Raw genomic sequence first — 22,902 nt, 5'->3', positions numbered from 1 at the left:
CGGTCCAAAGAATGGTATCGGATCAAAAACGGCCGAGGCTCTAATCGCCGCTGGATGAAAGTTCAGTGGCAGGTCAGTCAACATGCGGGGAGTAACATTGGCAATGTGACGGCGGATTTCATTGAAACGCAGCGTGCCGGAGAGAAGGTGAAACAGGACGATCGATTTCCATTTCCCGTCGATCAGCCCGAGGTGCGAACAACTCTGAACCAAGTACTGCGCCCCATCGATCCAGCGAATCTGAAGCAAGCCCATTCCTTGATCGAAAGCGGGCGTTCCAAAGGCAAGATCGTACTGGAAGGCTTTTGACGAAAGTCGCTGAAGGTCCTCCCACCACAAAGCAAGGATGCTTCAGCCCTTTTTTTGAAAACCGCGCACGTGCTCCGGCAAATTATGGATGTCAACATCTGAATAGCAGTCGCTCATCACCAATGCCCGCTGGCCCGACAGCCTCGTCAAAAAATACGCAATGCGTTCAGTCCCTATTTTCACACCATGCAGCTCTTGGCTTTCATCCATGCCGGCGGCTCACCATGGAATCCGCCGACGAGCGCGTTGCGGCAATTGCAGCTGCGTTCGGTCGACAGCGCCGAGATTGCCTCAATCAAGGTCTTTTCGATGAGATCGTGCAGGCCTTGCTTGTAGTAGATCTCGTTCATGCTGCCGGGACCGAAATGAACGACTGCCGGCGCCATTCCGGCGCCGAAATTGATGACCGGCGCGATAGACGCGAAACACATTTCGGCCTCCCGCGCGAAGATGACTTCCGGAATGAGCGGCGTACCGACGATATCGCCGCCTTCGCGCTGATAGGCGCGGATTTCGGCCGGCGTTTCGAAACGCGGCCCTTCGGTGCAGACGAATGTGCCGCGCTCGATGACCCGGTTGCTGAACTTGTTTGCAGCTGCGATCAGTTCAGTGCGCAGGCGCGGACAGAAAGGATCCGTGAAATCGACACGTACCCAGCATTCGCTTTCATCGAACAGTGATTGCGCGCGGGACTTCGTCTTGTCGAGAAAATCGTCGGAAATGACTATGTCTCCCGGCCGGATTGCGGGATTGACCGAGCCGATGGCGTTCTGCGAGACGATGGATTCCACGCCGAGTTCACGCAAGGCCCAGATGTTGGCGTGGTAGTTGATCTTGTGGCTGGGAAGCGTGAGCTTTTCGCCATAGCGCAGAATCACGACGACCTCGCGGCCACCTATAGTGCCCGTCAGGACAGGTGCGTTGCCCCATGGTGTCGATACGGTCTCGGCTCGACGGTCCTTGAGCAGTTCTTCAGAGGCCGCACTGGTAATCAGGCCAACAGGCGCTTCACGCATCGGACGTTTCCTTATTCATTTCAGATGTTTGATAGTGTTTGTGGATTGCGCTTCGGATTTCGGCTTCATCGATCATCGAGAAACACCCGCCTTCGAAGATGGTCCGTCCTGCGATCATGACGCTGTGCACATGCTGCGGGCCGGCGTGATAGACGATGTCGGAAAGCACCCGCTCCGCCGTAAGACCAAGGGGGTGGTCAAGCGAAAGCACAACGAGATCCGCCTCCTTGCCCGCTTCCAGGCTGCCGATTTCGGCCTCCCATCCAAGCACGCGCGCGCCTTCGATAGTGGCCATGGTGAAGGCATCGGACGCCCCCATGATCATGCCGTCGAGCGACGCGGCACGCTGGAGCAGTACTGAAAGCTTCATTTCCTGAAAGAGGTCGAGGCAGTTGTTGGACAGCGTACTGTCCGTGCCGAGCCCAACCGGGATGCCACCTCGTCTCAAAGCGGGAACCGGGGCAATGCCGCTGGCAAGCTTGGCGTTGCTAGCCGGATTATGCGCAACGCCGGCGCCCGTATCGGCGAGAATATCGACGTCTTTTTCGTCGAGCCAAACGCAGTGGGCAAGGATCGATCGGCGGTCCAGAACACCGAGTTCGGCGAGCCAGGCCAGCGGCGATTTTCCATACTGCGCAAGGATCATCTCGTTTTCGCGGCGGTTCTCCGCGACATGGAGGACGAAATGCAAGCCGAGCGCGTCGGCTTCGCGCTTCACCTCGGTCAGAAGCTGCGGCGTGCAGCTATAAGGGGAATGGCCGCCGAGATAGAACCGGCACAAGCCGTTGCCTTGGTAGACCTGGATGGCCTCCTTCGTTTCATCAAGCGCGAGTGGCCAGTTGGGGCGGCCGTTAGGCCGCAATTCTGGAGAATTAGCCAGCGCTCCACTGAGCGATCGCATGCCGATTTCGCTGGCGACGGATGCAAAGCCTCCCGCTCCATAGCGTGTGCAGTCGCAGGCGGTGGTGATGCCGTTGCGCACCATCTCCATGACAGCCAGCGTGCACCCGGCCCGGTTGTCCTCGATCGTCAGCGACGCGGTATGCGGCGCAAGCGCGGAAGCCCATTGGAAGAGATCGCCATCGTCGCAGCAACCGCGATGCATGGAGAGGCCGCCATGCGCATGCGTGTTGATGAGGCCCGGAATGACAACCCGTCCGCCGAGGTCCTTCCGCTTGGTGGTCGCAGCTTGAGGTGGCAGCGTGGAAAGGGAGCCGACCCACGCAATCTTCGTGCCCTCGATCAGGACAGCACCGTTCTCGATGAAGCCGCCGGCCAGCCCGGTACAGACGAATGCATTGTGAAGGAGCGTTGGCAAATCAGACCTCCATCACGAAGGACCGGTCTTCCAGCGAAAGGCTGATGACCTCCGAAAGCGCACCAGCGCTCGCCACCTTGCCATTCGCGATCGTCAGGCTGGCGTCGTGGCCGGGAACGACAATATCGGCCATGGCCGCAATGCGCCGGATGCTTTCGCGCGCGGATATGTTGTCGAAGGCACCGGCCGAGTTCAGCGTCTCGATTTCGCCGCGATGCTTCACGGCGTCCTGCGCAAGGACGACACATTTCCCGTCGACAGACAGGACGAGAGAGGCATGCCCGCCGGTGTGGCCGGGCGTTCGGATCATGCGAATGCCGGGCAGCACATCGAGTTCGCCCGAAACGAGCGAAAGCTGCGGGCTGCGCAGGAGGCCCTCGACCTGGAACAGCGGAATGGCGCGATCGTCTGCCTTGTGTTCGTCGAAATAGGCAAGCTCGGTTTCATGCAGGACCAGTTCGGCCTTGGGGAAACATTCCACGTTGGCGACGTGGTCGAAGTGGAGATGTGAAAGTACCACCGTGCGAATATCGGCCGGCGTCAGGCCGCGGCGTTCGAGCGCGTTCAGAATGCCGGGGCGATCGCCCGCGCCGCCTGTATCGAACAACGCGTAGCCGTCTCTCGTATGGAGCAGCACCGTGGTGCTCCAACCAAGGAAACCACGCGGCGTACGCCCGGGAAAGCCGGGGATGAGTACGTCATAGCTGGGCGCCGTCATCAGGATTCCGCCTGTCTCAGGCGCGGGTCGAGCAGATCGCGCAGCCGGTCGCCGACAAGGTTGATGCCGACCACGGTGAAGAAGATCGCGAAGCCGGGCACGGTCGCCACCCACCAGGCGTTGCCGATATAATTGCGCCCTTCGGCGATCATCGTGCCCCAGGTCGGCGTTTCCGGCGGAACGCCGAGGCCGAGGAAGCTCAGGGAAGATTCGAATAGGATCATCTTGGCGACGAGCAGGCTCGAAATCACGATCACCGACGACATGACGTTCGGCAGCAAATGACGGATGAGGATCATCGGCACCGAAATGCCCATCGTCTGCGCTGCCTGAATGAATTCGCGTTCGCGCAGCACGAGACATTCGGCGCGAACGACGCGTGCGTATTGCACCCAGTTGGTCAGGCCGAGGATGGCAATGATGTTCCAGAGGCTCGGACCGACGACAGCGGCCATCGCGAGTGCCAGCACCAGAAACGGAATGGCAAGCTGAATATCGGTGATGGCCATGAGAATGCGGCCAGCATAGCGGTCCTCATATCCGGCAACCAGGCCGAGCGTGACGCCGATGGCGCCCGAGATGACGACCGAAGCGACACCGACGAGCAGCGAAACGCGAGCACCCGCGATCAGGCGGCTGAAGATATCGCGGCCGAGTGCATCGGTTCCGAGAAGATGCATCCCCTCCTCTCCCCGCCAGAACGGTGGCTTCAGGCGCTGGAGAATGTCCTGTGCATCGGGATCGAAAGGCATGAGCCAGTGACCGAACAGGGAGGCGAACACAACGATCAGCACCAGCGCAAGTCCGAAGACGGCAAGGCGGCTGTCGAGATAGCGTTTGATAAACGGGTTCATCGGCCCTTCCTCAAACGCGGGTCGAGCAGCCCGTAGGACAGGTCGACGAGGAGATTGACCGTAACGATGGTGACGGCCATGACGAGCACGAATGCCTGAACCACCGTGAAATCGCGATTGGCAATGGCCTGGATGGCGAGCCTGCCGATGCCGGGATAGGCAAAGACTTCTTCGGTGATGACGGCGCCGCCAAGCAGCGCGCCCACCTGCAGCCCGATAACCGTCAAGGTCGGGATCGCGGCATTGCGAAGCGCGTGCTTGAAGATGATGCGCCCCTCGCTGACGCCCTTGCCGCGCGCGGTGCGGATATAGTCGGACTGCAGGACCTCGATCATAGAGGAACGCAGCAGCCGCGTGATGATTGCGGTCGAATAGGTGGCAAGCACGATAGCCGGCATGATGAGGTTTTGCCAGCCGCCCTTGCCTGAGGCCGGCAGCATGTGAAGCGTCTCGGAAAACAGCAGGATCAGCATGATCGCCAACCAGAAAGCCGGAAAGCTCTGGCCGATCAGCGAGATGAGAAGGCTGACCCGGTCGACGATCGATCCGCGCCAGGCAACGGCCAGGATGGCGAGCGGAATGGAAATGGCGAGAGCCAGGGCGAGCGCCATGCCGCTCAGTTGGAGGGTGGCCGGCACACGCTCCAGGACGAGCTGCATGGCCGGCTGCTCATAACGCAGCGACATACCGAAATCGCCCTGCACGGCTCGGGAGACGAAATCGAAATACTGCACGACGAGCGGCCGGTCGAAGCCCATGAGATGGCGGAAGCGCGCGATCTCTTCCATGGAGGCTTCCGGCGGCAGGAAAAGTGCGGACGGATCACCGCCGATCCGGATCAGGAAGAACACAGCAAGCGACACGCCGAAAACGACAGCCATCGCATAGAGTACTCGCGATATGAGGAATGAGGACAAAGGCCTGGCCGCTCCATGGGCGAAGTCGTTTCAAGTTCCGTGGCCGGAGAATTCCGGCCACGGATGATCGAAGATCAGTCGAAGCTTGCCTTGCGCAGATCGATCATGCTGTCGGTGCGCGGCTTCCAGTTCAGCTTGGCATTGAGGCCGTAGATCAGCGGCGGCTGTATCATCGGCAAATGCGGCGCTTCGTCCTTGATGATGGCGGCTGCCTTTTCATAGATCGCCTTGCGCTCCGCCGGGTCGATCGTCGCGGCACCCTCGTCCAGAAGCTTGTCGAGCTCGGCATTGCTGAAATAGCTCTGGTACTGCCCTGTCTTCAGCAGAGGCAGCCAGACAAGATTGGGATCGCGCCCGCTCCATCCGGGGAAAGTGATGCCTTCGCGGCCCTTCTTCTCGGATATCTGGCCCCAGACGCCCGGCTCCAGATACTGGATTTCCGCCTTGATGCCGACCTTGCGGAGGAAGCCGGCCGTCGCTTCGACGATCTCGCTGTCCTTCAGGAAACGGCCTTTCCGGGTCATCAGGGGAATCGAAAAGCCATCCGGATATCCCGCTTCCGCAAGCAGTTCTTTTGCCTTTGCGGGATCATAGGGATAGGGTTTCCAGTCTGGATTGTAGGCAAATCCATTCGAAGGAAGGGTGAGCGCGATGCGATTGCCCATGCCATTGAGCAGCGCCTCCTGAATGGCATCGACATTGACGGCGTAGTTGATTGCCTGGCGCACGCGTTTGTCCTTCAAGGGCGTGTCGCGCGTCGTATCGAAGGCGAGGAAATAGAGGAAATCGCTGGCCACCGTTTCGATCTTGGTGCCGTCCGCCTGGAGCGAGGATACGTCTTCAGGCGGGATATCGACCGCGATGTCGGCGCCGCCACTCTTCAATTCCGCAATGCGCGTGCGGGTTTCCTTGATCGGCCGGAAAACGACGCGGTCGATCTTCGGCGTGCCGCCCCAGTAATCCGGATTGGCTTCAAGAACGACTTCTTCGTCCTTCAGCCATTTGACGAATTTGTAAGGCCCGGTTCCGACCGGCGCCGACCCCAGCGCCTCACCGTTCTTTTCCTGCGTGTATTTCGGCGGAACGATCAGGGCAGGAAACGATGCCTCGTAAAGTGACAGCAGCATCGTCGGGAACGGTTTCTCGGTCTTGAGATCGACGGTGTATTCGTCGACGATCTCGACCGACTTTATGGCCGAGATGCGGGAATAATAGGGAGCCTTGAAATTCGGGTCGAGCGCGCGGTCGAAGGTGAATTTCACCGCTTCGGCATTGAAGGGCTCCCCGTTGTGAAACTTGACGCCTTCGCGCAGCTTGAAGCGCCAGGTCAGAGGGTCCGGATTGCTCCATGACGTTGCCAGCCCCGCGACGAGTTCGCCCTTCTCGTCCATGGTTATGAGCCCGTCATATATCTGGAACAAGATGTTCGCTGTCGGGAAGGCCGAGTGCTTCGCCGGATCCATTGAGTAGGCATCGGCAGGCTGGGCGACGACAAGCGTGCCCGCTTCTCCGGCCGCAGCAAATAAAGGCAGATTGCACGCGACCGTCGTGGCCAGGGCGGCAATCAGGAAGCTTCTTCCAAGCATATGTTTCATAAGTTCACCCTTTTTGTGCCCTCTGGGAGGACTTTTTATGTTGCGGCGACGCGGTCTGTGTCGCCGTAGTTGCTGATCCGTCCGATGTCACGTCTTCCTCCCGCTCTCGCCTCTTGAAAGGGCGATGGCAGCAAAACTATCCAGGCGGTCAAGCTGCACGGTCAGATGTCTTTCCGTTTTCGAAACCTGTAGTGTTTTGCCGGTTTGAAGGTCCGTGGCGCTTTCTGCGTCGGTTTCCACGACGATCTCGAAGCCAGCCAATGGAGTGGTTTCCATCAACCCTTTCGTTCGGGTCGCCGCGCCGTTCAGCGCATGCAGAACCATGCCGTCGGGACGCCCGTAAAGAATGAGATCGACAGCCGAGGATGCCGTCGTGCGCAGCGGCGGAGAGCCGATCACCGTTTCGAGCAGCACGCCAACTAGTTGCCGATACTCAGGCATGGAGAACCGGTGATAAAGCGAGCCGATGCGCCATGGTAGCCACACGACCCTGCCCTGACCGTACTGTTCCTCAATCAATCCGGGCTCCGCGCCGGGACCCTCGACAAGCGTGAATTCCGGCGCATTGTTGGAGAAAGGGCCGATCAGCCTGAGATCATCGTTGGCATTTCCTCGCTCCGGAAACGGAATCCAAAAATCTCCCGCCGCAGCGATATGCGGGATGCCGCCGAATGCGCTCCGCAATGCCTGGCCGGACAGCGCAAAATAAGCGCCATTCACGTTGCGAATTTCTCCGGGAAGACGCGGCAGGCAGGAAAGCGGCGGCGAGCCACGTTCGCGTCCGTTCTCATCGCATCTGGCCAGATCCGCGCTGGCGATCAGCCTGCCGCCACTGCGCACATAGGTATCGATCGCGCGGACATCGGAATCCGAGAGGCAATGAACTGCCGGCAGCAGGATGGCATCGTATCGCTGAAGGTCGGCAACCGAAAGATCGCCAGCCACGACGATGTCACAGGGGTAGCGAAGATCGGCAGCGATTTCGAAGAGCCCGCGAAATTCCGCGACATGCCCGCAGCCATCCGGCGCACCGGCAGGCCGGCCCGCGTCAGGCCCCCAGAGCCTGCTGGCTTCGGATTTGACGATCGCCATGCGTGCGGTGGAGTGAAGGCCCTCATACCACGTCGCCTGTTTTGCCTGATAGCCTCCGAACTGCTCCAATGCCGGAACGAAACGAGGATCGTCCTGCTGGAGCAGGCCGTTCACGGCCGGGGCGGTATTCGCGCCATGCGCTGCCGCTTGAACCAGATTCTGGATAAGGCGGGCGTCGGGCATCGCCGTCTGGCGGCTGGCAAAGACTTCGGAGGTGGTCTGGATGAGGATCGGCGCGCTTCCCGGCTTCAGCGCGCGCGCTGTCAGCGCCTCTTCCGCCGCCCAATGGTTCCAGGCCGGTTGAGGGTCGACGGGATTGGGGATGACCGGATTGGAAACCTGCGATCCTATGATGTCGCTGACTTCCGCCATGCGGCGAATGTTCCAGCCGTCATGGACATGATGGTAGGGCACCAGTGCCGCTTCCGGATTCCGTTCGCGAATGAAATCGCGAACATGGCCCATATAGTCCGCCAGGAAATCCTGCCGCCACGTCTCGTAGGCCGCGGAGCGCACGCCTTCCGTCGGAACCGCCTCGCCTATCGCCTCGAGAACTGCCGAAGCACAGCGCGCGCAGTGGCATCGCGGCACGTGCAGATAGTTGAAGAAGAAACCGTCGAGCGTCGGATAGCCGGTCAGGATTTCGTCCAGGATCGCGAATGTCTCCTGCTGCCAGAATGGACCGGTCGCGCAAATCTGTGGCATGGCCCAGACGGTGCTGACGCTTCCATCCTCCCGGCGCACGAACCAGTCCGGATACTTCCTCTCCATGCCTTCCCGGCCCTTGGAGATATCCATCCGCACCAGCGTGCGAATGCCTTCTTCCTTGGTGGCGTCCAGAAACGCACCAAGAAAATCGAAGGTCAGATGCGGGTTGATGGTCTGCGAGGAGAGCTTGGTTGGATACCAGGCAGAGAACCCGCCACCCATGGCAATACAGGCTCCCGCACCGACGCTTTTGATTTCCGCGATCAATTGCCCGACGTCGAGCCCGGAAGCATCGGCCTCGCGCAACAGATGCTGAAAGAACCGGATCGGCTGGCGCGTCCATTCTAGTGGCATGAGCAGCCCCCAGTGAGGCGCGCCCGCATGCGCCGTATCGGCATTTCCAGCGCATTCGTCGCCGCATAGGCGCTTTGGTTGTCGCGCTGGCGCCGCTCCGACAATTCTTGGGCTTCTTCCCAAAGGCTGGCTTCATCGACGTCAACGGCATGGCCATCCCTAACCACGATCCGTCCGGCAATCACGACGAGTGCGATGGCTGACCCAGTTTCGGCCAGCACAAGCTGACGGACAGGATCGTTGAGTGGCGCGAAAGCAGGCGAAGCGATGCGGAACAACGTCATGTCCGCCACATGGCCGACCGCGATCTTACCGGCCATCCTACCCAACCCAAGCACGTCCGCGCCGCCAGAGGTCGCCAACGAAAGGGCCCGCTGTGGGCTTGTCCAATCACGCTCGTTTTGCGAATGCGAATTGTGCAGGATGGCGGCCCATTTGACCGTCTCGAGAAGATTATTACCGTCATTGCAGCATGCGCTGTCCGTCCCGAGACCAACACGGACACCGGCGCGCAGCAATTTCGGCAAAGGACAAAAGCCGCTTCCGAGCCGCGCGTTGGACACCGGGTTATGAATAACGCTGGCGCCGGAATGGGCAATCGTCTCTGCGTCTCCATCTTCGAGCCAGATCGAATGAACGAGATTCGTGCGCGGTGTAAGAACACCAAGCTCATCGAGGTGGTCGATCATGCCACGGCCGTAAAGCCGAAATCCCGTCTCGCGCTGGATGCTGGTTTCCAGCACATGTGTGTGCAGGAGTGTGTCGTTGCGTGCACTGAAATCGGCCGCTGCCGTCAGCAGTTCGTCCGAGCAGCGCTGCGGTCCCGAAGGGCCGATCGCAGCCCGGATGCGACCGTCCGCGCTTCCGTGCCAACGGCGAAAGAAGGCTTCCGCAACCTGCATCTGTCTGCGCCAGGGCATAGGACGGCGACGGCCGTAAGCGGAAAGATCGATGTCGCGAATATCCTCTGCCTCCAGAGGCATGGTTTCCAAGACCGCGCGATCGGAGACAACCGGCGCGATGGTCGCGCGCATGCCGCTGTCGCGCCAAGCCTGCGCGACAGCGGCAAGTGCATCGGCTTCGATATCGGGCGAGATACGCACATGGTCGAGGACGCTTGTCGTGCCCGTCCGCATCATCTCGACGGCGCCGAGCAGGGCTGAAACGTAGATCTCGCGCGGCGTGCGGCTTTCACGTCCCGCAGACGATGAAAGCGACCAAAGTTCAAGCGGAAGGTCGCCTGCCGTTCCGCGAATCAGATTATCGGGGGAATGGCTATGGCAATTGACGAAACCCGGCGCTGCGATGAGGCCCGAGGCGTCGATGATCTCGCAGTCGTTCGCGATCGAAGCATTAGGCTCGTGCAAACCGTCGATCACGCCGTTCCTGATTTCGATGGAGTGCCGCTGCGCTGCCCATCCGTCTTCGGCTTCGATCAGGCAAAGCGCATTGTTGAACCAGATGGCTGTCACGCCGTTTCCATTCCTTCATGTTCCCGGGCCGGTTCCGGCTCCTTTTCTTTTTCTTTTCGTAAAGGGAGAGGAAGATGAATATGGCATTTTGGAAAAAATCATTTTCCCAATCGGCGCGCCCTATGCCTCACAAGGGGGCTGGACGGCACGACAATTGCTGTATGGTAGCTGAAAAGTGGCTGATAGCCGGCAAAACCCTGATCTTTGTTCGGTTGGCTATCAGACTGCTCAAATAATAATTGGGAACACTATCCAGCGTTGAATAAATTTCAGGACATATTGGCATTCGTCCGCGTTGCGGAGCTTGGCAGTTTCACCGCCGCAGCTCGCACGCTGAGCTTCTCGACCTCCGCCGTGACGAAAAGCGTCACACGGCTGGAAGAGGATCTGGGCGCGCAGCTGATGCATCGCACCACGCGGCGCATGCACCTGACTGAATATGGTTCGGAGTTCTACGAGCGCTGCCGGCAAATCCTCCAGGACATGGACGACGCAGAAGCTGCGGTGCGCGAGCGCAGCATCGCCCCGAGCGGGCTGGTGCGCATCGCACTGCCGCCGTCCTTTGGCCGGCGAACCGTCATCCCGGCGCTGGCGGGTTTCTACAAGCGCTATCCAGACGTGGTTCTCGAGCTGTGCCTGAAGCATCAGACGGCCAATCCGATCGAGGGCGGTTACGACCTCGTCGTTCACTCCGGCCGGCTGGCGGATTCGCGTCTCATCAACCGCATCCTCGTGCGCGGCACGCAAAAGACGGTGGCGTCTCCCGCCTATCTCGAACAGCATGGGCGTCCTGAAACGCCTGCCGATCTTCTCGCACACAACTGCATCGTCGGTGGGTTCGGCGCGAACTGGCACTTCAAGGGTGAAGGCAGCGACGATCAGGTCGTCCGCGTCTCGGGCAGCCTCGTTACCGACAGCGGCGACATCCTGCGCGAAGCGGCCGTTGCCGGCATCGGTATTTCGCAAGCGACCTGGTGGATATTCCGCGACGATCTTGAAAGCGGGGCATTGGTGACGCTGCTCGACGACTACGAGATCGAAGCGGACCCGATATCCATCGTTTTTCCCGCCCATCGCCGCACGCCGGTCAAGGTGCGCGCGGTCGTGGATTTTCTTCTGCAGATAACCCGAAGCAACCGATTCTGATCGTCGAAGGATGACCAAATGACCGTAGCCGCAGCCGCCAGATCTGTTCTGGATACCGCCTCTCCTGTCCTGTCGGTTTCCAATCTGACGACATCCTTCAGGATCGACGGCGAATGGCGCCCGGTGGTCAAAAATGTATCGTTCGAAATTGCCCCGAGGGAGACACTGGCGATCGTCGGCGAGTCAGGCTCGGGAAAAAGCGTGACCTCCCTTTCCATCATGCAGCTCCTGCCCAAACACGCGAGCCGCATCGAGGGCTCGATCGTTCTCGGGGGAACAGACCTTGTGAAGCTCACGGATCGGCAGATGCGCGATGTGCGTGGGCGCGACGTGGCGATGATTTTCCAGGAGCCGATGACCAGCCTCAACCCGATCTTCTCGGTCGGAAACCAGATCGCGGAGTCGCTTCTGTGCCACAACCGTTCGCTGTCTCATGCCGATGCCAAAACAGAGGCGCTTCGGCTGATGGACAAGGTACAGATTGCGTCCGCCGCTTCGCGCTACAATGAGTATCCCCATCAATTCTCCGGGGGAATGCGCCAGCGCGTGATGATCGCGATGGCGCTTGCGAGCCGCCCCAGGCTTCTCATCGCCGACGAGCCGACGACAGCACTCGACGTCACCATCCAGGGGCAGGTCCTGGACCTGATGAAGACGCTGCAGGACGAGGAGGACATGTCCGTTCTCTTCATCACGCACGACATGGGCGTGGTAGCCGAGATGGCCGACAGGACCGTGGTGATGTATCGCGGTGAAAATATCGAGTCCGGCACGACGGCGAAAATCTTCAAGGATGCTGCTCATCCCTACGCCCGGGCGCTGCTTTCCTCCGTGCCAAAACTTGGCGCGATGGCGGGCCATATGCGGCCGTTGCGTTTCCCGATCGTCGATATGGCAACCGGTGAAGCAAGACCTGTCCCGCAGCCGGCGAATACCGTTTCGGCTGAAAAGCGCCCGGTTCTGGAGGTGCGCAATCTCTCTTCGCGTTTCGATGTCCATGCCGGGCCGTTCGGAACGCTTTCCGGCCGGGTCCATGCGGTAGAAAATGTATCCTTCACTATCCAGCCAGGCGAAACCCTGTCGCTGGTCGGCGAATCGGGTTGCGGCAAATCCACGACCGGACGCTCCATCATGCGGCTGCTGCAACCGTCGTCCGGCTCGATCATTGTCGATGGAAAAGACATAATCTCGCTTGACCGGCATGAACTCCGCGACATGAGACGCAGCGTGCAGATGATCTTCCAGGACCCGTTCGCCAGCCTCAATCCGCGCATGCGCATAGGCGACGCTATCGCCGAACCCTATCTCGCGCATAGGCTCGGCACGAAGCGGGAAGCCAGGGAAAAGGTCGCGGACCTGCTGCGCCGGGTCGGCTTGACCGAGGATATGGCCGAGCGCTTTCCACACGAGTTTTCCGGCGGCCAGCGCCAGCGCATCTGCATAGCACGCGCATTGGCTCTCGACCCGAAACTGATCGTTGCCGATGAGTCCGTCTCGGCGCTCGATGTCTCGATCAAGGCGCAGGTGATCAACCTGCTGCTCGATCTTCAGGAAAGCCTTCATCTGTCATTTCTGTTCATCTCGCATGACATGGCGGTGGTGGAGCGTGTCAGCCACCGTGTGGCTGTCATGTATCTTGGCGAAATCGTCGAGATCGGACCACGGTCTTCGGTGTTCGAAAATCCGCAACATCCGTATACCGAGAAGCTGATCGCCGCGGTGCCTGTTCCCGACCCATCAAGGCGTCACATTCGCCGCGAACTGCCGGCATCCGAATTGCGCTCACCGGTGCGCTCGGTCGACTACATGCCGACACCACGAAAGTACCGTGAAGTCTCGCCGGCACATCTGGTTCAGGTTTGAGGTAAAAGCTTCATACTGCTCCGTGTCTTGACGGCCCGCCCCAGTTCGAACCCAATCCTGGCCGCGCCGCGGCTATCGACCCTCTCAGGAATACCAGTCGTTCAGATTGCGTTTCGAACTCACTGAGTGACAGCAACAGAGCACACCCGGAGACGACGGAACGCCACCTAGCCTTCTGGCACAACTTCTTCATGCGCGGACGTACGGGCAATGTCTGCTTCCAGGCGGACGTAAAGTTCACCACCATGACCGCCATTGGGCGCAAAGCGACCATTCGCTGCATGAAAGACATCGCCTTTGGTTCAGCGCCTCCGTTTCGGCTGCTTGATCGTTACCGTCCTTGTATGCGCGCCAATCTCACGCCGGGGCGGCCGGCGGCACGAGAGGTTTGAACGCAAAACGCCGCCCTGATGGTTAGATCGGGACGGCGATTGATTTATGCTGGACTTGGTTGTGGGGGCTGGCAACCACCGATACCGACATTTGCTCCAGACAGCCGTATAATACGCGATAGTTCCAGATTTCTCCGGATTGCACGCTCGCAAAGGGCCTACAGACTTACAGCAATTCGAATCCGTTTCGGCCCACCAAAACCGCTGATTGCCCTCCATAGCGGGCAATCGTCGATTGCCACTTGAATTACATTGCGTAGAGAACGGGAGATAGCCCATGTGTAGAAAGGCGTAGAGGCCTCGTCGTCGACGGTCGACAGTTGGTTTTGACTCTACGTCACGTATGGGGCTTTGAATATCAGCTATGCGCCCACATTCGGTCATTCGTGCCAAAATTTTTTGCTCCTAAAAGCCGCCATTCGGTCATCTCGCCGGCGACGGCTGCACCGTCGCCTCGCGCGATACGGAAAGCCCCGCGAGAAGCGGAGTGTGCGCGGCGAGCCTGCGGGACACGAACTCGGTGAAGAGCCGCACACGCTTCGTGTTGCGTGTCTCCCCCTGTGTGAGAAGCCAGAGCGTTCCGTACATGTGCAGGTCGGTAGCCGGCACTCTCACCAGTAGGGGGTCGGCATCTCCGACGAAGCACGGCAGCGTCGCGATCCCGAGTCCTTGCCGTAAAGCAACGATCTGCGCCGCAGCGTCCGTGGTCCTGAACGGAACCCCTGTGGCGCGAACCTCACCCTCGCTGGCCCACTCCGGAATGCCATGCATGCTTATGACGATCCACCGGAAGGGATCAGGCGCCCCCGCACGCCATGCGGCTAGTCGATCACGGGAGGTGTAGACCCCGCCGAACAGCTCCGGCCCCTTCAGGCCGTGAAGATTGAGCGGCAGGGTCTGGCGGTCGTAGACGACGCGGATCGCCACATCCGCGTCCCGGTTGGTCAGGTTTGCCAACTCGCCGGACGACAGGATGTCCAACTCAATGTCGGGATGCAGACGCGCAAAATCGGCGAAGTCCGGCATGAGCAGGTGTGTCGCAAGGATCGGTGTCAATGTGACCCGCAGAAGCCCGCGTACGCTCTGGTCGCGCCCGAAGACGCGCGTCTCCAGCTGGTGCGACGACGCTTCCATTTGGATCGCGAGTTCAAGGACCTCCTCGCCCGCGGCCGTCAGGCGGTAGCCCGAAGGGAGCTTTTCGAACATCTGCGCCCCGAGACGTTCCTCGAGCTGAGCGATGCGTCGCAGCACGGTCGCGTGGTTCACACCGAGGAGCTTGGCGGCAGCCCGCACTGAGCCTCCACGCGCGGCGGCAAGAAAGTAGCGAACGTCATCCCAGTCGATCATGGTGCATTTCTGCGCAGCGCAGTGCAGTTTGCAAGGCCCATTCTAACACACTCAGCCGTAATTCGCGCGGCCGTCGCGGCGTTCAATCGTCTGGCTGGATCGTTTTCGCACCACCGATGTGCGTGATTCCGCACTCACTGCCTGACTTTGGCGAACCCATTTTGGGGTTCTCACGGGACTTCCCCGTACAGCCAAAGACCCGAGACGGTGAAAAGAAGGATGCACGACATGACCAGATTGAATGGAAAGACCGCCATCATTACGGGCGGCGCCACCGGCATCGGCCTCGCCGCCGCAAAGCGCTTCATCGCAGAGGGCGCCTTCGTCTACATCTTCGGCCGCCGGCAGGAAGCGCTCGACGCCGCTGTAGCCGACCTTGGGCCCAATGCCCGCGCGGTGAAGGGCTCGGTCGCGGATGAAGCCGACCTCGACCGCCTTTACGCGGCGGTGAAGGCCGAGCGCGGAACCCTCGACATCGTTTTCGCCAATGCCGGAGCGGGAAGTCCGCTTGCGCTCGGCGAGATCACCGCCGGGCACATTGACGAAACCTTCGACACCAATGTGAAGGGTACGATCTTCACGGTCCAGAAGGCACTGCCGCTGATGGGCCCGGGTGGTTCGATCATCCTGACCGGATCGAGCGCTGGCACCACGGGCGCACCGGGTTTCACTGCCTACAGCGCAAGCAAGGCGGCCGTGCGCAATCTCGCACGAACATGGGCCGAGGATCTGAAGGGCACAGGCATCCGGGTCAACGTGCTGTCGCCCGGGGCGACGGCGACTGAACTCGCGAAGGAGGCGCTGGGCGAAGAGGGCCAGAAGGCCTACGGCGCGATGACCCCGCTCCAGCGCATGGCCGACCCGGCGGAGATCGGGGCCGTGGCCGCCTTTCTCGCGTCGTCGGACAGCAGCTTCATGACCGCCAGCGAGGTCGCCGTAGACGGCGGCCTTGCGCAGCTCTGATCCCGATGTGGGACCACGCTTCTCAAACTTTACGACAAAACAAGACACACGACCAAAGGTGAAAGATCATGAAAAAACTCGAAGGTAAGGTTGCAGTCATCACAGGCGGAAGCAGCGGGATTGGTTTGGCGACGGCCAAGCGCTTTGTGGAAGAAGGTGCACACGTCGTAATCACTGGGCGACGGGAGAAAGAGCTGAAGGAGGCCGCAGTCTTCATCAAGAGTAACATTACGACGGTCGTGGGCGACGTGTCACGCTTGGAAGATCTGGACCGGCTCTATGCCATCGTGAAAGAGAAACATGGTCACATCGACGTTCTCTTCGCGAACGCTGGCGCGGGGACAATCGCACCGCTCGCAGTAGCTACTGAGGCCCACTTTGACCAGACCTTCGACGTGAACGTGAAGGGGCTGTTCTTCACGGTGCAGAAGGCCCTTACCCTCTTCAAAGACGGCGGTTCGATTATTCTGAATTCTTCGGTTTCGAACGTATTGGGATTGCCAGGGTTTAGCGCATACGCCGCGAGTAAGGCGGCAGTGCGCAACTTCTCGCGCGCTTGGACTCTGGAGCTGAAAGACCGCAAAATCCGAGTGAACACGATGAGCCCCGGAGCAATCGAGACCCCTGCCTTGGAGACAACAACGGGCCTTACCCCTGAGCAAGCCGAGCAAGCGGTCGCCCAGTTTGCTTCACAGATCCCAATGGGTCGCAGGGGCAAGCCAGAGGAAATCGCGGCTGCCGTCACGTTCCTCGCCTCCGACGATAGTTCTTACATCACCGGTGTGGATCTCGCCGTTGATGGAGGCATGGCGCAGGTCTGACCCCGACGCGGTCCCGTGGCTGGCCCTTTAGCCCCGCCAGTAGTGACCCCGCTTCTCAAACTTCAGTTCCAACACAAGATAGGAGAAACATTATGAGCTATGCGATTATTGGCTTCGGCAATATAGGGCAGGCTCTTGCTATGGCGTTTGCCCGAAACGGCATCGAAGTTTCCGTTGCAACCACACGCGACCCGGAAAGCTTTGCAGCCGATGCGGCCGCGATCGGACCCACGATCATCCCCAAAAAACTGGCGGAAGCCATCAAGGCGGACATCATCTTTTTGGCTGTCCGTTTCGAGGCGCACCCGGATGTCGCGAAGGCGCTCCCCACCTGGCAGGGCAAGACGATCATCGATGTGACCAATGCCTACGGCGTGCCCCCTGAGGAACTGGGAGGACAGCCTTCGTCCAAGTTCGTCGCACAGGCCTTCACTGGTGCAAGACTGGTCAAGGGCTTCAATCATTTGATCGCTGACATCCTTGACCAAGATCCCGCCGTACATGGTGGCAGGAGAGTCGTGTTCCTGGCGAGCGACTATGACGACGCTGCGGCGGAGATTGCCGCACTCGCGGAAAATCTCGGTTTCGCGCCGATCAAACTTGGCGGGCTGTCGGAAGGCGGACTGCTAGTCCAGGCGCGCGGAAATAGCTGGGGTCATCTGATCTTCAAGGATCTGGTCAAGTTCGACTGATGACCACGACGTGCCCACCGGCAGGGCCAGGATTCACGGATCGGATCGAGCGCGATCCGATCCGTGCGAAATGGAGAAATTCCCATGAGCATTGAGAAGAACATCCAGACCGTGAAGGGCTCCTTCGCCGCGATCGGCCTGCCGTAGAGCTGGCCCTCTGCAGCCATTGGTTCGGGGTAGACGGTGGATCAGCCTTGGATTGCCCCTCGCACGCCGTAGGCGAGAGTCGAATGCCCAACCTAAAGGAGATTCCGATGTACGACCAATCCAAGCTTTCCGAATTGATCCGGTTCGCACGAGTCGATGCGGGCTCCACCGTGATCGACGTGTACCCAGGTGACGGAGACTGGACGCGCCTCTTCTCCGACATCGTCGGAACAGAGGGGCGGGTCTACAGCTTCGTGCCGGCGGAAGTCGCGCACTTCAAGAACGATCCGGTCGGCCGCATGGGGACGCTTGCGAAGGAGCCCGGCCGAGAGAACGTCGAAGCAGTCTCGGCGAACCTCGTGGCGATGGCGGAGGTCACGCAGCCAGCGGATGTCCTGTGGCTGCACCTGTTCTACCATGATCTCCACACCGCTCTCATCCAGGCCAAAGGCGCGACCGCATCCGACTTCAATCGAGCCGTCTACAAGCGACTGAAGCCCGGTGGGTTCTACGTCATCGTCGACCACGCCGCCGCCGTCGGGGCGGGCAAGAGCGACGCCCAGTCGCTGCATCGGATTGAGCCTGCATCCTTTCGCGAGGAGGTAGAGGCAGCCGGCTTCGTACTAGACGCGGAAAGCATTATCCTCGCGAACAAGGACGATCAGCACTCGATCAAGGTGTTCGATCCCTTGATCAAGGGCGAGACCGATCGCTTCGCCTTTCGATTTTTGAAGATCTGACACTGGGCCACTCGCCAACGATGAGGTCGGCTCTCGAACGGGACACGGCTTTGACAAATGCGACGACCTATTGTGGGTCGGTTTCGGAACGAGAGCTTACGCGGAAGTTGGTTGAAACCGGATCGTCCGCTGTCGGCCCCATTTCAGTCGTCCCGATCACAGGCAGGGCGTGAAATCGGTGTTGCTTTGTGGGGCAGGGAAGGGCGCATTTCTTTCCCCAAATAACGACCTCATAGGACAACGGGCTAATTTTGCTTTCTATCAACCCGTCGCGCGCCGGTTTGGCCCGCGACAGAGATGCTCAAGTCACGCATTTTCAAAGCGAATTTGATTTGAGCGTGACACGGCGTGATCCTGCATGCCCGACGGGTATCGAGCGGGTTCGTTGTGGATCAACCCAGATGCAAAATTAAGCTGTTGAAAATGCAGTAGAAATATTGTTGCTTCTTTTCCCGGGTTAGGTTTTTTGGGTCGGAGTTTTCCCCGACCCCAACGTTTATCATCTATGGTCCTGAGCGTTTATGTTGGGAAATTTTGCTTCGCGGTGTGGCACGACTGCCCTCGGCAATTCGTAGTTTGTGGGTGCTGCTCCATGACTCGGGCAAGCGCTCACGCTCGGCGATTAGTTAACGCTCGAGTCTGTCGGAATCTCGCACGAACCGATGATCCGAGCCAAGGCGAAGCCTGGCCGCTTGTCGGAGGCAGGCCGCCGATGGCCGCCACCGCATCGACAAGCTGAGTCGTAGACCGGCAAGACCAACTGCGACAACGAGATCTTGGCGATCCGCGAGACTCATAACGGTTTTCAGGACGAGATCCGAATGGCGCATCAGCACGACCAGGTTTTCGCCATTAGGGCCATTCTTCCCCTTGAAACAGTTCCTGACGGCCCGTTCGTTCGTCCGCGTGAGCTGTGCAACTGTCTTCAGGCCCCCGAGGGTGTGCCCCCAAATTCTGCCCTGAGCGCCCATGCGATCGCTTGCAGCTTCATCAGGCATCCATGCCGGCCGTGGTAAATGGCGAGGTGCATGTGGACCTCTCGCCTCGGCCTGCAAGCTGCAAGCTGCGGGACCAATGGCTGGCTGAACAGGCGAGGTCGGCATCTTGCTGTGGGTCGCCGCAGTCCAACAGCCGCTCGTGCTGATGTTTTGAACGCTGCAGTCATGAGTCCGCTGTCGGTCACGGGCGGGTGGTGACTTCCTCGCAGGCGCGGCCCAGTATGCCACCAGCTACCTTTCCGAACGACGGACCCAGTGCCGTCGTTGGGAGATTGCGAGGGACAATCAGCGTGTATTTCGCATTCCGGCGAGTACTTAGTTTGGAAGCATGCGCTTCAGATGTCATCCTTGCGAACGAAATGATGCCAAAGGGCTGCCAAGGCGTGAATTCCTACAAGGGTCAGCAATCCATTGGCACATAGACCGTGAATTGCCTTGATCGATCGCGCTGTGTCGCGATCCGGGGAAAACGGCGCGGGAACGCTTAAGAGGCCAAAGAAGCTCACCGAGTCACCTCTAACCAGGTCAGCACGATTCCGAGGACTGGGATGGTGAACAGCAGTGCATACAGCGCGAGGTGTGCAGCCGTGGCAAGCACTTTCTCCATGCCTGTCATGGATGAAGAATGTTTCGGTGCGCCTCTGGATAGATAAAACGTCGTCGAGATCACCGTCGAGAGCGCGAAATACAAGACGAGATTGGCTCTCACCGCGAGCGGAGGGATAGCGCCGCCTAGCCAATAGGCCACGACCGGTGGTCCCGACATCTGCGCTGCTCCGCCAAAGAGGCCCGCCACGGCGCCCACGGCCACGGTGAGGTGGGTCTTTGGCCGGCCATGGTAGCGCCACCCTGAAATTAGGAAGGCGAGGAGCCCGATGACCACGACCGAGATGATCCAGCGCAGCGTCACCGAAGGCAGCAGTGTCAGCAGGGCGGTGCCTGTTAGCACGCCAACCAATGCGCCTGTGAGCATTGTGAAGACATCGCGTCGATTGCTTCGTTTCCAGCCATTCGGCACCATGCCCAGCGTCATGATCCCGTCAATGACAAGGAGCAGGGCTGACGCGATCTTCGGCCCCATGGCCGCGCCGGCCAGAGGTACGAAAATCAAGGCTCCGCCGAACCCGGAGAAACCGCGTGCCATTCCCCCGATGAGCGCTGCAATGCAGACAAAAGCGATTTGACCGAGGGAGTGACCGGGAAGATGCTCCTGCAGACCGGAGAAAAAAGTGGACGATTGCATGGAACGCCTGTGCAAGTGTGCGTGCGACCCGGCTTTTGCGCAGTAATAGACGTTTCCAGTAGTACCACCGCAGCCCCAATCGCTGGACGAACGTCCGCCGATTTCGCTCCTGAAGGCTCGCGAGGGGGGCGACAGATGGAACGTGTGTCCGCCACCAGCACCTTAGAAGCCGGTGCAGCCGAAAGCTGAGAACGTCTCGACTGCGGGTATCTCAAGGCCAGGCCGGGAGCGACATTGCGCCTTCTGTCGCGATCTACAACCCGCCACTTCTCATGCGCATATCTCGGTCAGACTAATGCCTGGCGCCATCAACCCGCCAGGGGTCGGCTACGCATAGCGTGCCGCCGCTCCAGCTCGCGCCTGCGCGGTGATTGCGGCCGTCAGCCTGACACTTCGGGCGCCTGTCAGCGGGGGATGTCCCCGCTCAAACAGGAGCCGGAACGATGTCCCTCAACGACGCACAAGCCTTCGCCTTCAGCCTCGCCGGCACGCTTATGGCCGCGATAGTCATCTTTCGCGCCGGCGACGGCAGCCACTCCGTCATGCCCGCGAGCGAATATGATGGCGACGAAGACGCAATCGCTGGCACTGTTTACACGATGGAGTTCACATCCGCCGATCGGTGAATTCACGCGGTGATGCCTGTTCGTGCGGACCAGCGACAGGCGAAGCGCGTTTGATCCTCGGAGATCTTCAAGCGCGTTCGATTTCGACAAATGCACACGTCGTCTCAAACGGCGATCTGGAGCGAATGTCGCTTTCGGTAGTTGCGAGCCCCCCGCAACCACTTCCAGCATAAATCAATCGCCGTCCCGATCTAGACATCGGGGCGGCTTTTTGGTTGTTGGCTGGCAAGTGCCACCGAATTCAGCCCTGCTGCACAATCCGAACTACGAGTTCAATGATGAGAACCTGACCGTTGAAGCAATGGGTGCGGCTGGCCGAGCGGTATCTGGTAGCGGAGCAGGGAAACGGCAATATTTGCGACGGGCGATATAAAAATAAGCCGGCAAAGAGGTTCCGCCAGCGCACCGGATCGATTCTAGTCGGTCCAACCCTTTGATTTTCTCTGATCACAAGTCGCGAGTAAACTGCCGTTCAAATTTCCGTCTGGTGAGTTGCGATGACGCCATGCGAAGTCGTCCACGCAGCGGGCTCGGAAATCAGGCATTCAAAGTTGGCGTCATCTCACGCCGATGTTCCAATCGGCGCATATGTCCTGCAGCAGCTTCTGTGTCACCTCGATGTCCCGCACCATCAGTCTGCCGGCGCTTTGTGCTTTGCCAGCGCGAAACGCTTCGATCATGTCGTAGTGATAGGTTGAATATGAGGGGATCACGCCGTCATCCAGCTGTTGCTTGATCAGGTCCGACAAAATCCGCATGTAAGGGCCGAAGCGCAGCCATAATACCTCAATCATCTGAGGCAGGATTTCCGAGGCGGATTTTTCATAGATCGAAAAGTGGAATTCCTGATTCTTGCGGAGCATGTCGTAGACCTTGCCTGCCCTGCCAAGCGCCTCATGCTCCTTGGCAAGCCCGAGACTGCGATCGATGTCGGTTGCCGTCATCAGAGGCGTTGCCAGTTCGGTCGCAAGTCCTTCGAGGGACGAGCGCGCACGGGAAAGATCATCGAGGCGCCCACGCGATACTGCGGGCACTTGCGCCGAGCCGTTGCGAGCGATCTCCAGGCCATTCTCGGCAACCAGTCGACGAAGCGCCTCGCGAACCGGCATGTGGCTTGTTTTGAACTCAGCTGCGAGCGAAGAGATCGTCATCACTTGTGAAGGCTCGAATTTCCCCCACATCAGTGCGTGCCGTAATTGTTCATAGACGCCGTCTTGCACGGTGACGCGCGAGGACACTTTGAAAAACCCGGCCTCATTCATGAGCATATTCCCCCTTCATCCAGCCTAGCATCGCAGTGAAGAAGAGGCAGCGTCCGTACGGATTGTATGTTCCGGCAGCCGCCGAAATCCTTTCTCAGGACGCAGCCATCTGCATGCCCTCAAGAATGGACCATGGACCGAAGTGCTGGGCAGTCCGGACTGGAAAGACCGCCCCATCATATCGATGCCCATATCAATCCTCGCAGAAACACGCATTAAAAATCAGTAGCTTACACAAAAATAGCAGATGGTCATCAGAAAAGTGCTCATTTGATCAAAAGATATTGTCATGCAGATTTTTTTGCCTAT

Annotated in this window: 20 protein-coding genes; 7 read left to right on the top strand and 13 right to left on the bottom strand. The window is 59.6% G+C overall.

What is annotated here, in order from left to right; genetic code table 11:
- From WBQ96_RS27510 to WBQ96_RS27470, 9 genes are all read right to left on the bottom strand, one after another.
- On the bottom strand, positions 1-255 hold a 255-nt coding region (locus WBQ96_RS27510), incomplete at its 3' end, for a winged helix-turn-helix transcriptional regulator (protein WP_442920913.1).
- Positions 256-488: 233 nt separating this feature from the next.
- Entirely contained in the window at positions 489-1,325 is an 837-nt protein-coding gene (locus tag WBQ96_RS27505) for an MTAP family purine nucleoside phosphorylase (protein WP_165121401.1), read from the bottom strand.
- Positions 1,318-2,643 carry an amidohydrolase family protein gene (locus tag WBQ96_RS27500; protein ID WP_336556129.1) on the bottom strand — a complete coding sequence of 442 codons (1,326 nt, stop codon included), beginning with the start codon at positions 2,641-2,643 and terminating at the stop codon, positions 1,318-1,320. The genes WBQ96_RS27505 and WBQ96_RS27500 overlap by 8 nt, the downstream gene beginning before the upstream one ends.
- Position 2,644: 1 nt before the next feature.
- Positions 2,645-3,361 carry an MBL fold metallo-hydrolase gene (locus WBQ96_RS27495; protein WP_165121403.1) on the bottom strand — a complete coding sequence of 239 codons (717 nt, stop codon included), beginning with the start codon at positions 3,359-3,361 and terminating at the stop codon, positions 2,645-2,647.
- Positions 3,361-4,215 (bottom strand): ABC transporter permease, encoded by an 855-nt coding sequence (locus WBQ96_RS27490; protein ID WP_336556131.1) that lies wholly within the window; start codon positions 4,213-4,215, stop codon positions 3,361-3,363. Before WBQ96_RS27490 ends, WBQ96_RS27495 begins: the two co-directional genes overlap by 1 nt.
- Positions 4,212-5,132, bottom strand: coding sequence for an ABC transporter permease (locus tag WBQ96_RS27485; RefSeq protein WP_336556133.1), 921 nt, complete (start codon positions 5,130-5,132; stop codon positions 4,212-4,214). The genes WBQ96_RS27490 and WBQ96_RS27485 overlap by 4 nt, the downstream gene beginning before the upstream one ends.
- A gap of 74 nt (positions 5,133-5,206) precedes the next feature.
- Positions 5,207-6,727: an ABC transporter substrate-binding protein gene (locus WBQ96_RS27480; protein ID WP_165121406.1), complete on the bottom strand. Its 1,521-nt coding sequence runs from the start codon at positions 6,725-6,727 to the stop codon at positions 5,207-5,209.
- Between the two features lie 87 nt (positions 6,728-6,814).
- Positions 6,815-8,881, bottom strand: a complete 2,067-nt coding sequence (locus tag WBQ96_RS27475; RefSeq protein ID WP_336556135.1) for an alpha-amylase family protein — start codon at positions 8,879-8,881, stop codon at positions 6,815-6,817.
- A complete protein-coding gene (locus WBQ96_RS27470) occupies positions 8,872-10,353 on the bottom strand; it encodes an amidohydrolase family protein (protein WP_165121408.1) in 1,482 nt (493 codons plus the stop codon). Before WBQ96_RS27470 ends, WBQ96_RS27475 begins: the two co-directional genes overlap by 10 nt.
- A gap of 258 nt (positions 10,354-10,611) precedes the next feature.
- Here WBQ96_RS27470 and WBQ96_RS27465 point away from each other — a divergent pair, with 258 nt between their 5' ends.
- Together WBQ96_RS27465 and WBQ96_RS27460 are read left to right on the top strand one after the other, a co-directional pair.
- A complete protein-coding gene (locus WBQ96_RS27465; protein ID WP_165121409.1) occupies positions 10,612-11,499 on the top strand; it encodes a LysR family transcriptional regulator in 888 nt (295 codons plus the stop codon).
- 18 nt (positions 11,500-11,517) lie between these two features.
- Positions 11,518-13,362, top strand: coding sequence for an ABC transporter ATP-binding protein (locus WBQ96_RS27460; protein ID WP_336556138.1), 1,845 nt, complete (start codon positions 11,518-11,520; stop codon positions 13,360-13,362).
- Between the two features lie 815 nt (positions 13,363-14,177).
- Here the strand turns inward: WBQ96_RS27460 and WBQ96_RS27455 are convergent.
- Complete coding sequence (locus tag WBQ96_RS27455; protein ID WP_336556141.1) at positions 14,178-15,101, bottom strand: LysR family transcriptional regulator; 924 nt, start codon at positions 15,099-15,101, stop codon at positions 14,178-14,180.
- A 228-nt stretch (positions 15,102-15,329) separates the two neighbouring features.
- Here WBQ96_RS27455 and WBQ96_RS27450 point away from each other — a divergent pair, with 228 nt between their 5' ends.
- From WBQ96_RS27450 to WBQ96_RS27435, 4 genes are all read left to right on the top strand, one after another.
- Positions 15,330-16,064: an SDR family NAD(P)-dependent oxidoreductase gene (locus tag WBQ96_RS27450; RefSeq protein ID WP_336556143.1), complete on the top strand. Its 735-nt coding sequence runs from the start codon at positions 15,330-15,332 to the stop codon at positions 16,062-16,064.
- 68 nt (positions 16,065-16,132) lie between these two features.
- On the top strand, positions 16,133-16,885 hold the full coding sequence (locus tag WBQ96_RS27445) for an SDR family NAD(P)-dependent oxidoreductase (protein ID WP_336556144.1): 753 nt from the start codon (positions 16,133-16,135) through the stop codon (positions 16,883-16,885).
- A gap of 92 nt (positions 16,886-16,977) precedes the next feature.
- Complete coding sequence (locus WBQ96_RS27440; protein WP_336556146.1) at positions 16,978-17,577, top strand: NADPH-dependent F420 reductase; 600 nt, start codon at positions 16,978-16,980, stop codon at positions 17,575-17,577.
- A gap of 254 nt (positions 17,578-17,831) precedes the next feature.
- Positions 17,832-18,464, top strand: coding sequence for a class I SAM-dependent methyltransferase (locus WBQ96_RS27435; RefSeq protein WP_336556148.1), 633 nt, complete (start codon positions 17,832-17,834; stop codon positions 18,462-18,464).
- Positions 18,465-19,797: 1,333 nt separating this feature from the next.
- Here WBQ96_RS27435 and WBQ96_RS27430 read toward each other — a convergent pair.
- Both WBQ96_RS27430 and WBQ96_RS27425 read right to left on the bottom strand, forming a co-directional pair.
- Positions 19,798-19,968 carry a cytochrome b gene (locus WBQ96_RS27430; RefSeq protein WP_336556149.1) on the bottom strand — a complete coding sequence of 57 codons (171 nt, stop codon included), beginning with the start codon at positions 19,966-19,968 and terminating at the stop codon, positions 19,798-19,800.
- Positions 19,965-20,705 carry a sulfite exporter TauE/SafE family protein gene (locus tag WBQ96_RS27425; RefSeq protein ID WP_336556151.1) on the bottom strand — a complete coding sequence of 247 codons (741 nt, stop codon included), beginning with the start codon at positions 20,703-20,705 and terminating at the stop codon, positions 19,965-19,967. Before WBQ96_RS27425 ends, WBQ96_RS27430 begins: the two co-directional genes overlap by 4 nt.
- A gap of 443 nt (positions 20,706-21,148) precedes the next feature.
- Between WBQ96_RS27425 and WBQ96_RS27420 the strand changes: the two genes are divergently transcribed.
- Positions 21,149-21,331, top strand: a complete 183-nt coding sequence (locus WBQ96_RS27420) for a hypothetical protein (protein WP_336556153.1) — start codon at positions 21,149-21,151, stop codon at positions 21,329-21,331.
- A 557-nt stretch (positions 21,332-21,888) separates the two neighbouring features.
- On the opposite strand, the gene WBQ96_RS27415 is transcribed toward WBQ96_RS27420, so the two are convergent.
- Positions 21,889-22,593, bottom strand: a complete 705-nt coding sequence (locus tag WBQ96_RS27415) for a GntR family transcriptional regulator (RefSeq protein WP_165121086.1) — start codon at positions 22,591-22,593, stop codon at positions 21,889-21,891.
- Positions 22,594-22,902: the final 309 nt, after the last annotated feature.

It is taken from the genome of Mesorhizobium sp. CCNWLY176 (genome assembly GCF_037153935.1).
GTDB classification, from domain to species: domain Bacteria; phylum Pseudomonadota; class Alphaproteobacteria; order Rhizobiales; family Rhizobiaceae; genus Mesorhizobium_M; species Mesorhizobium_M zhangyense.
This window is presented reverse-complemented; position numbering and strand designations above follow the sequence as displayed.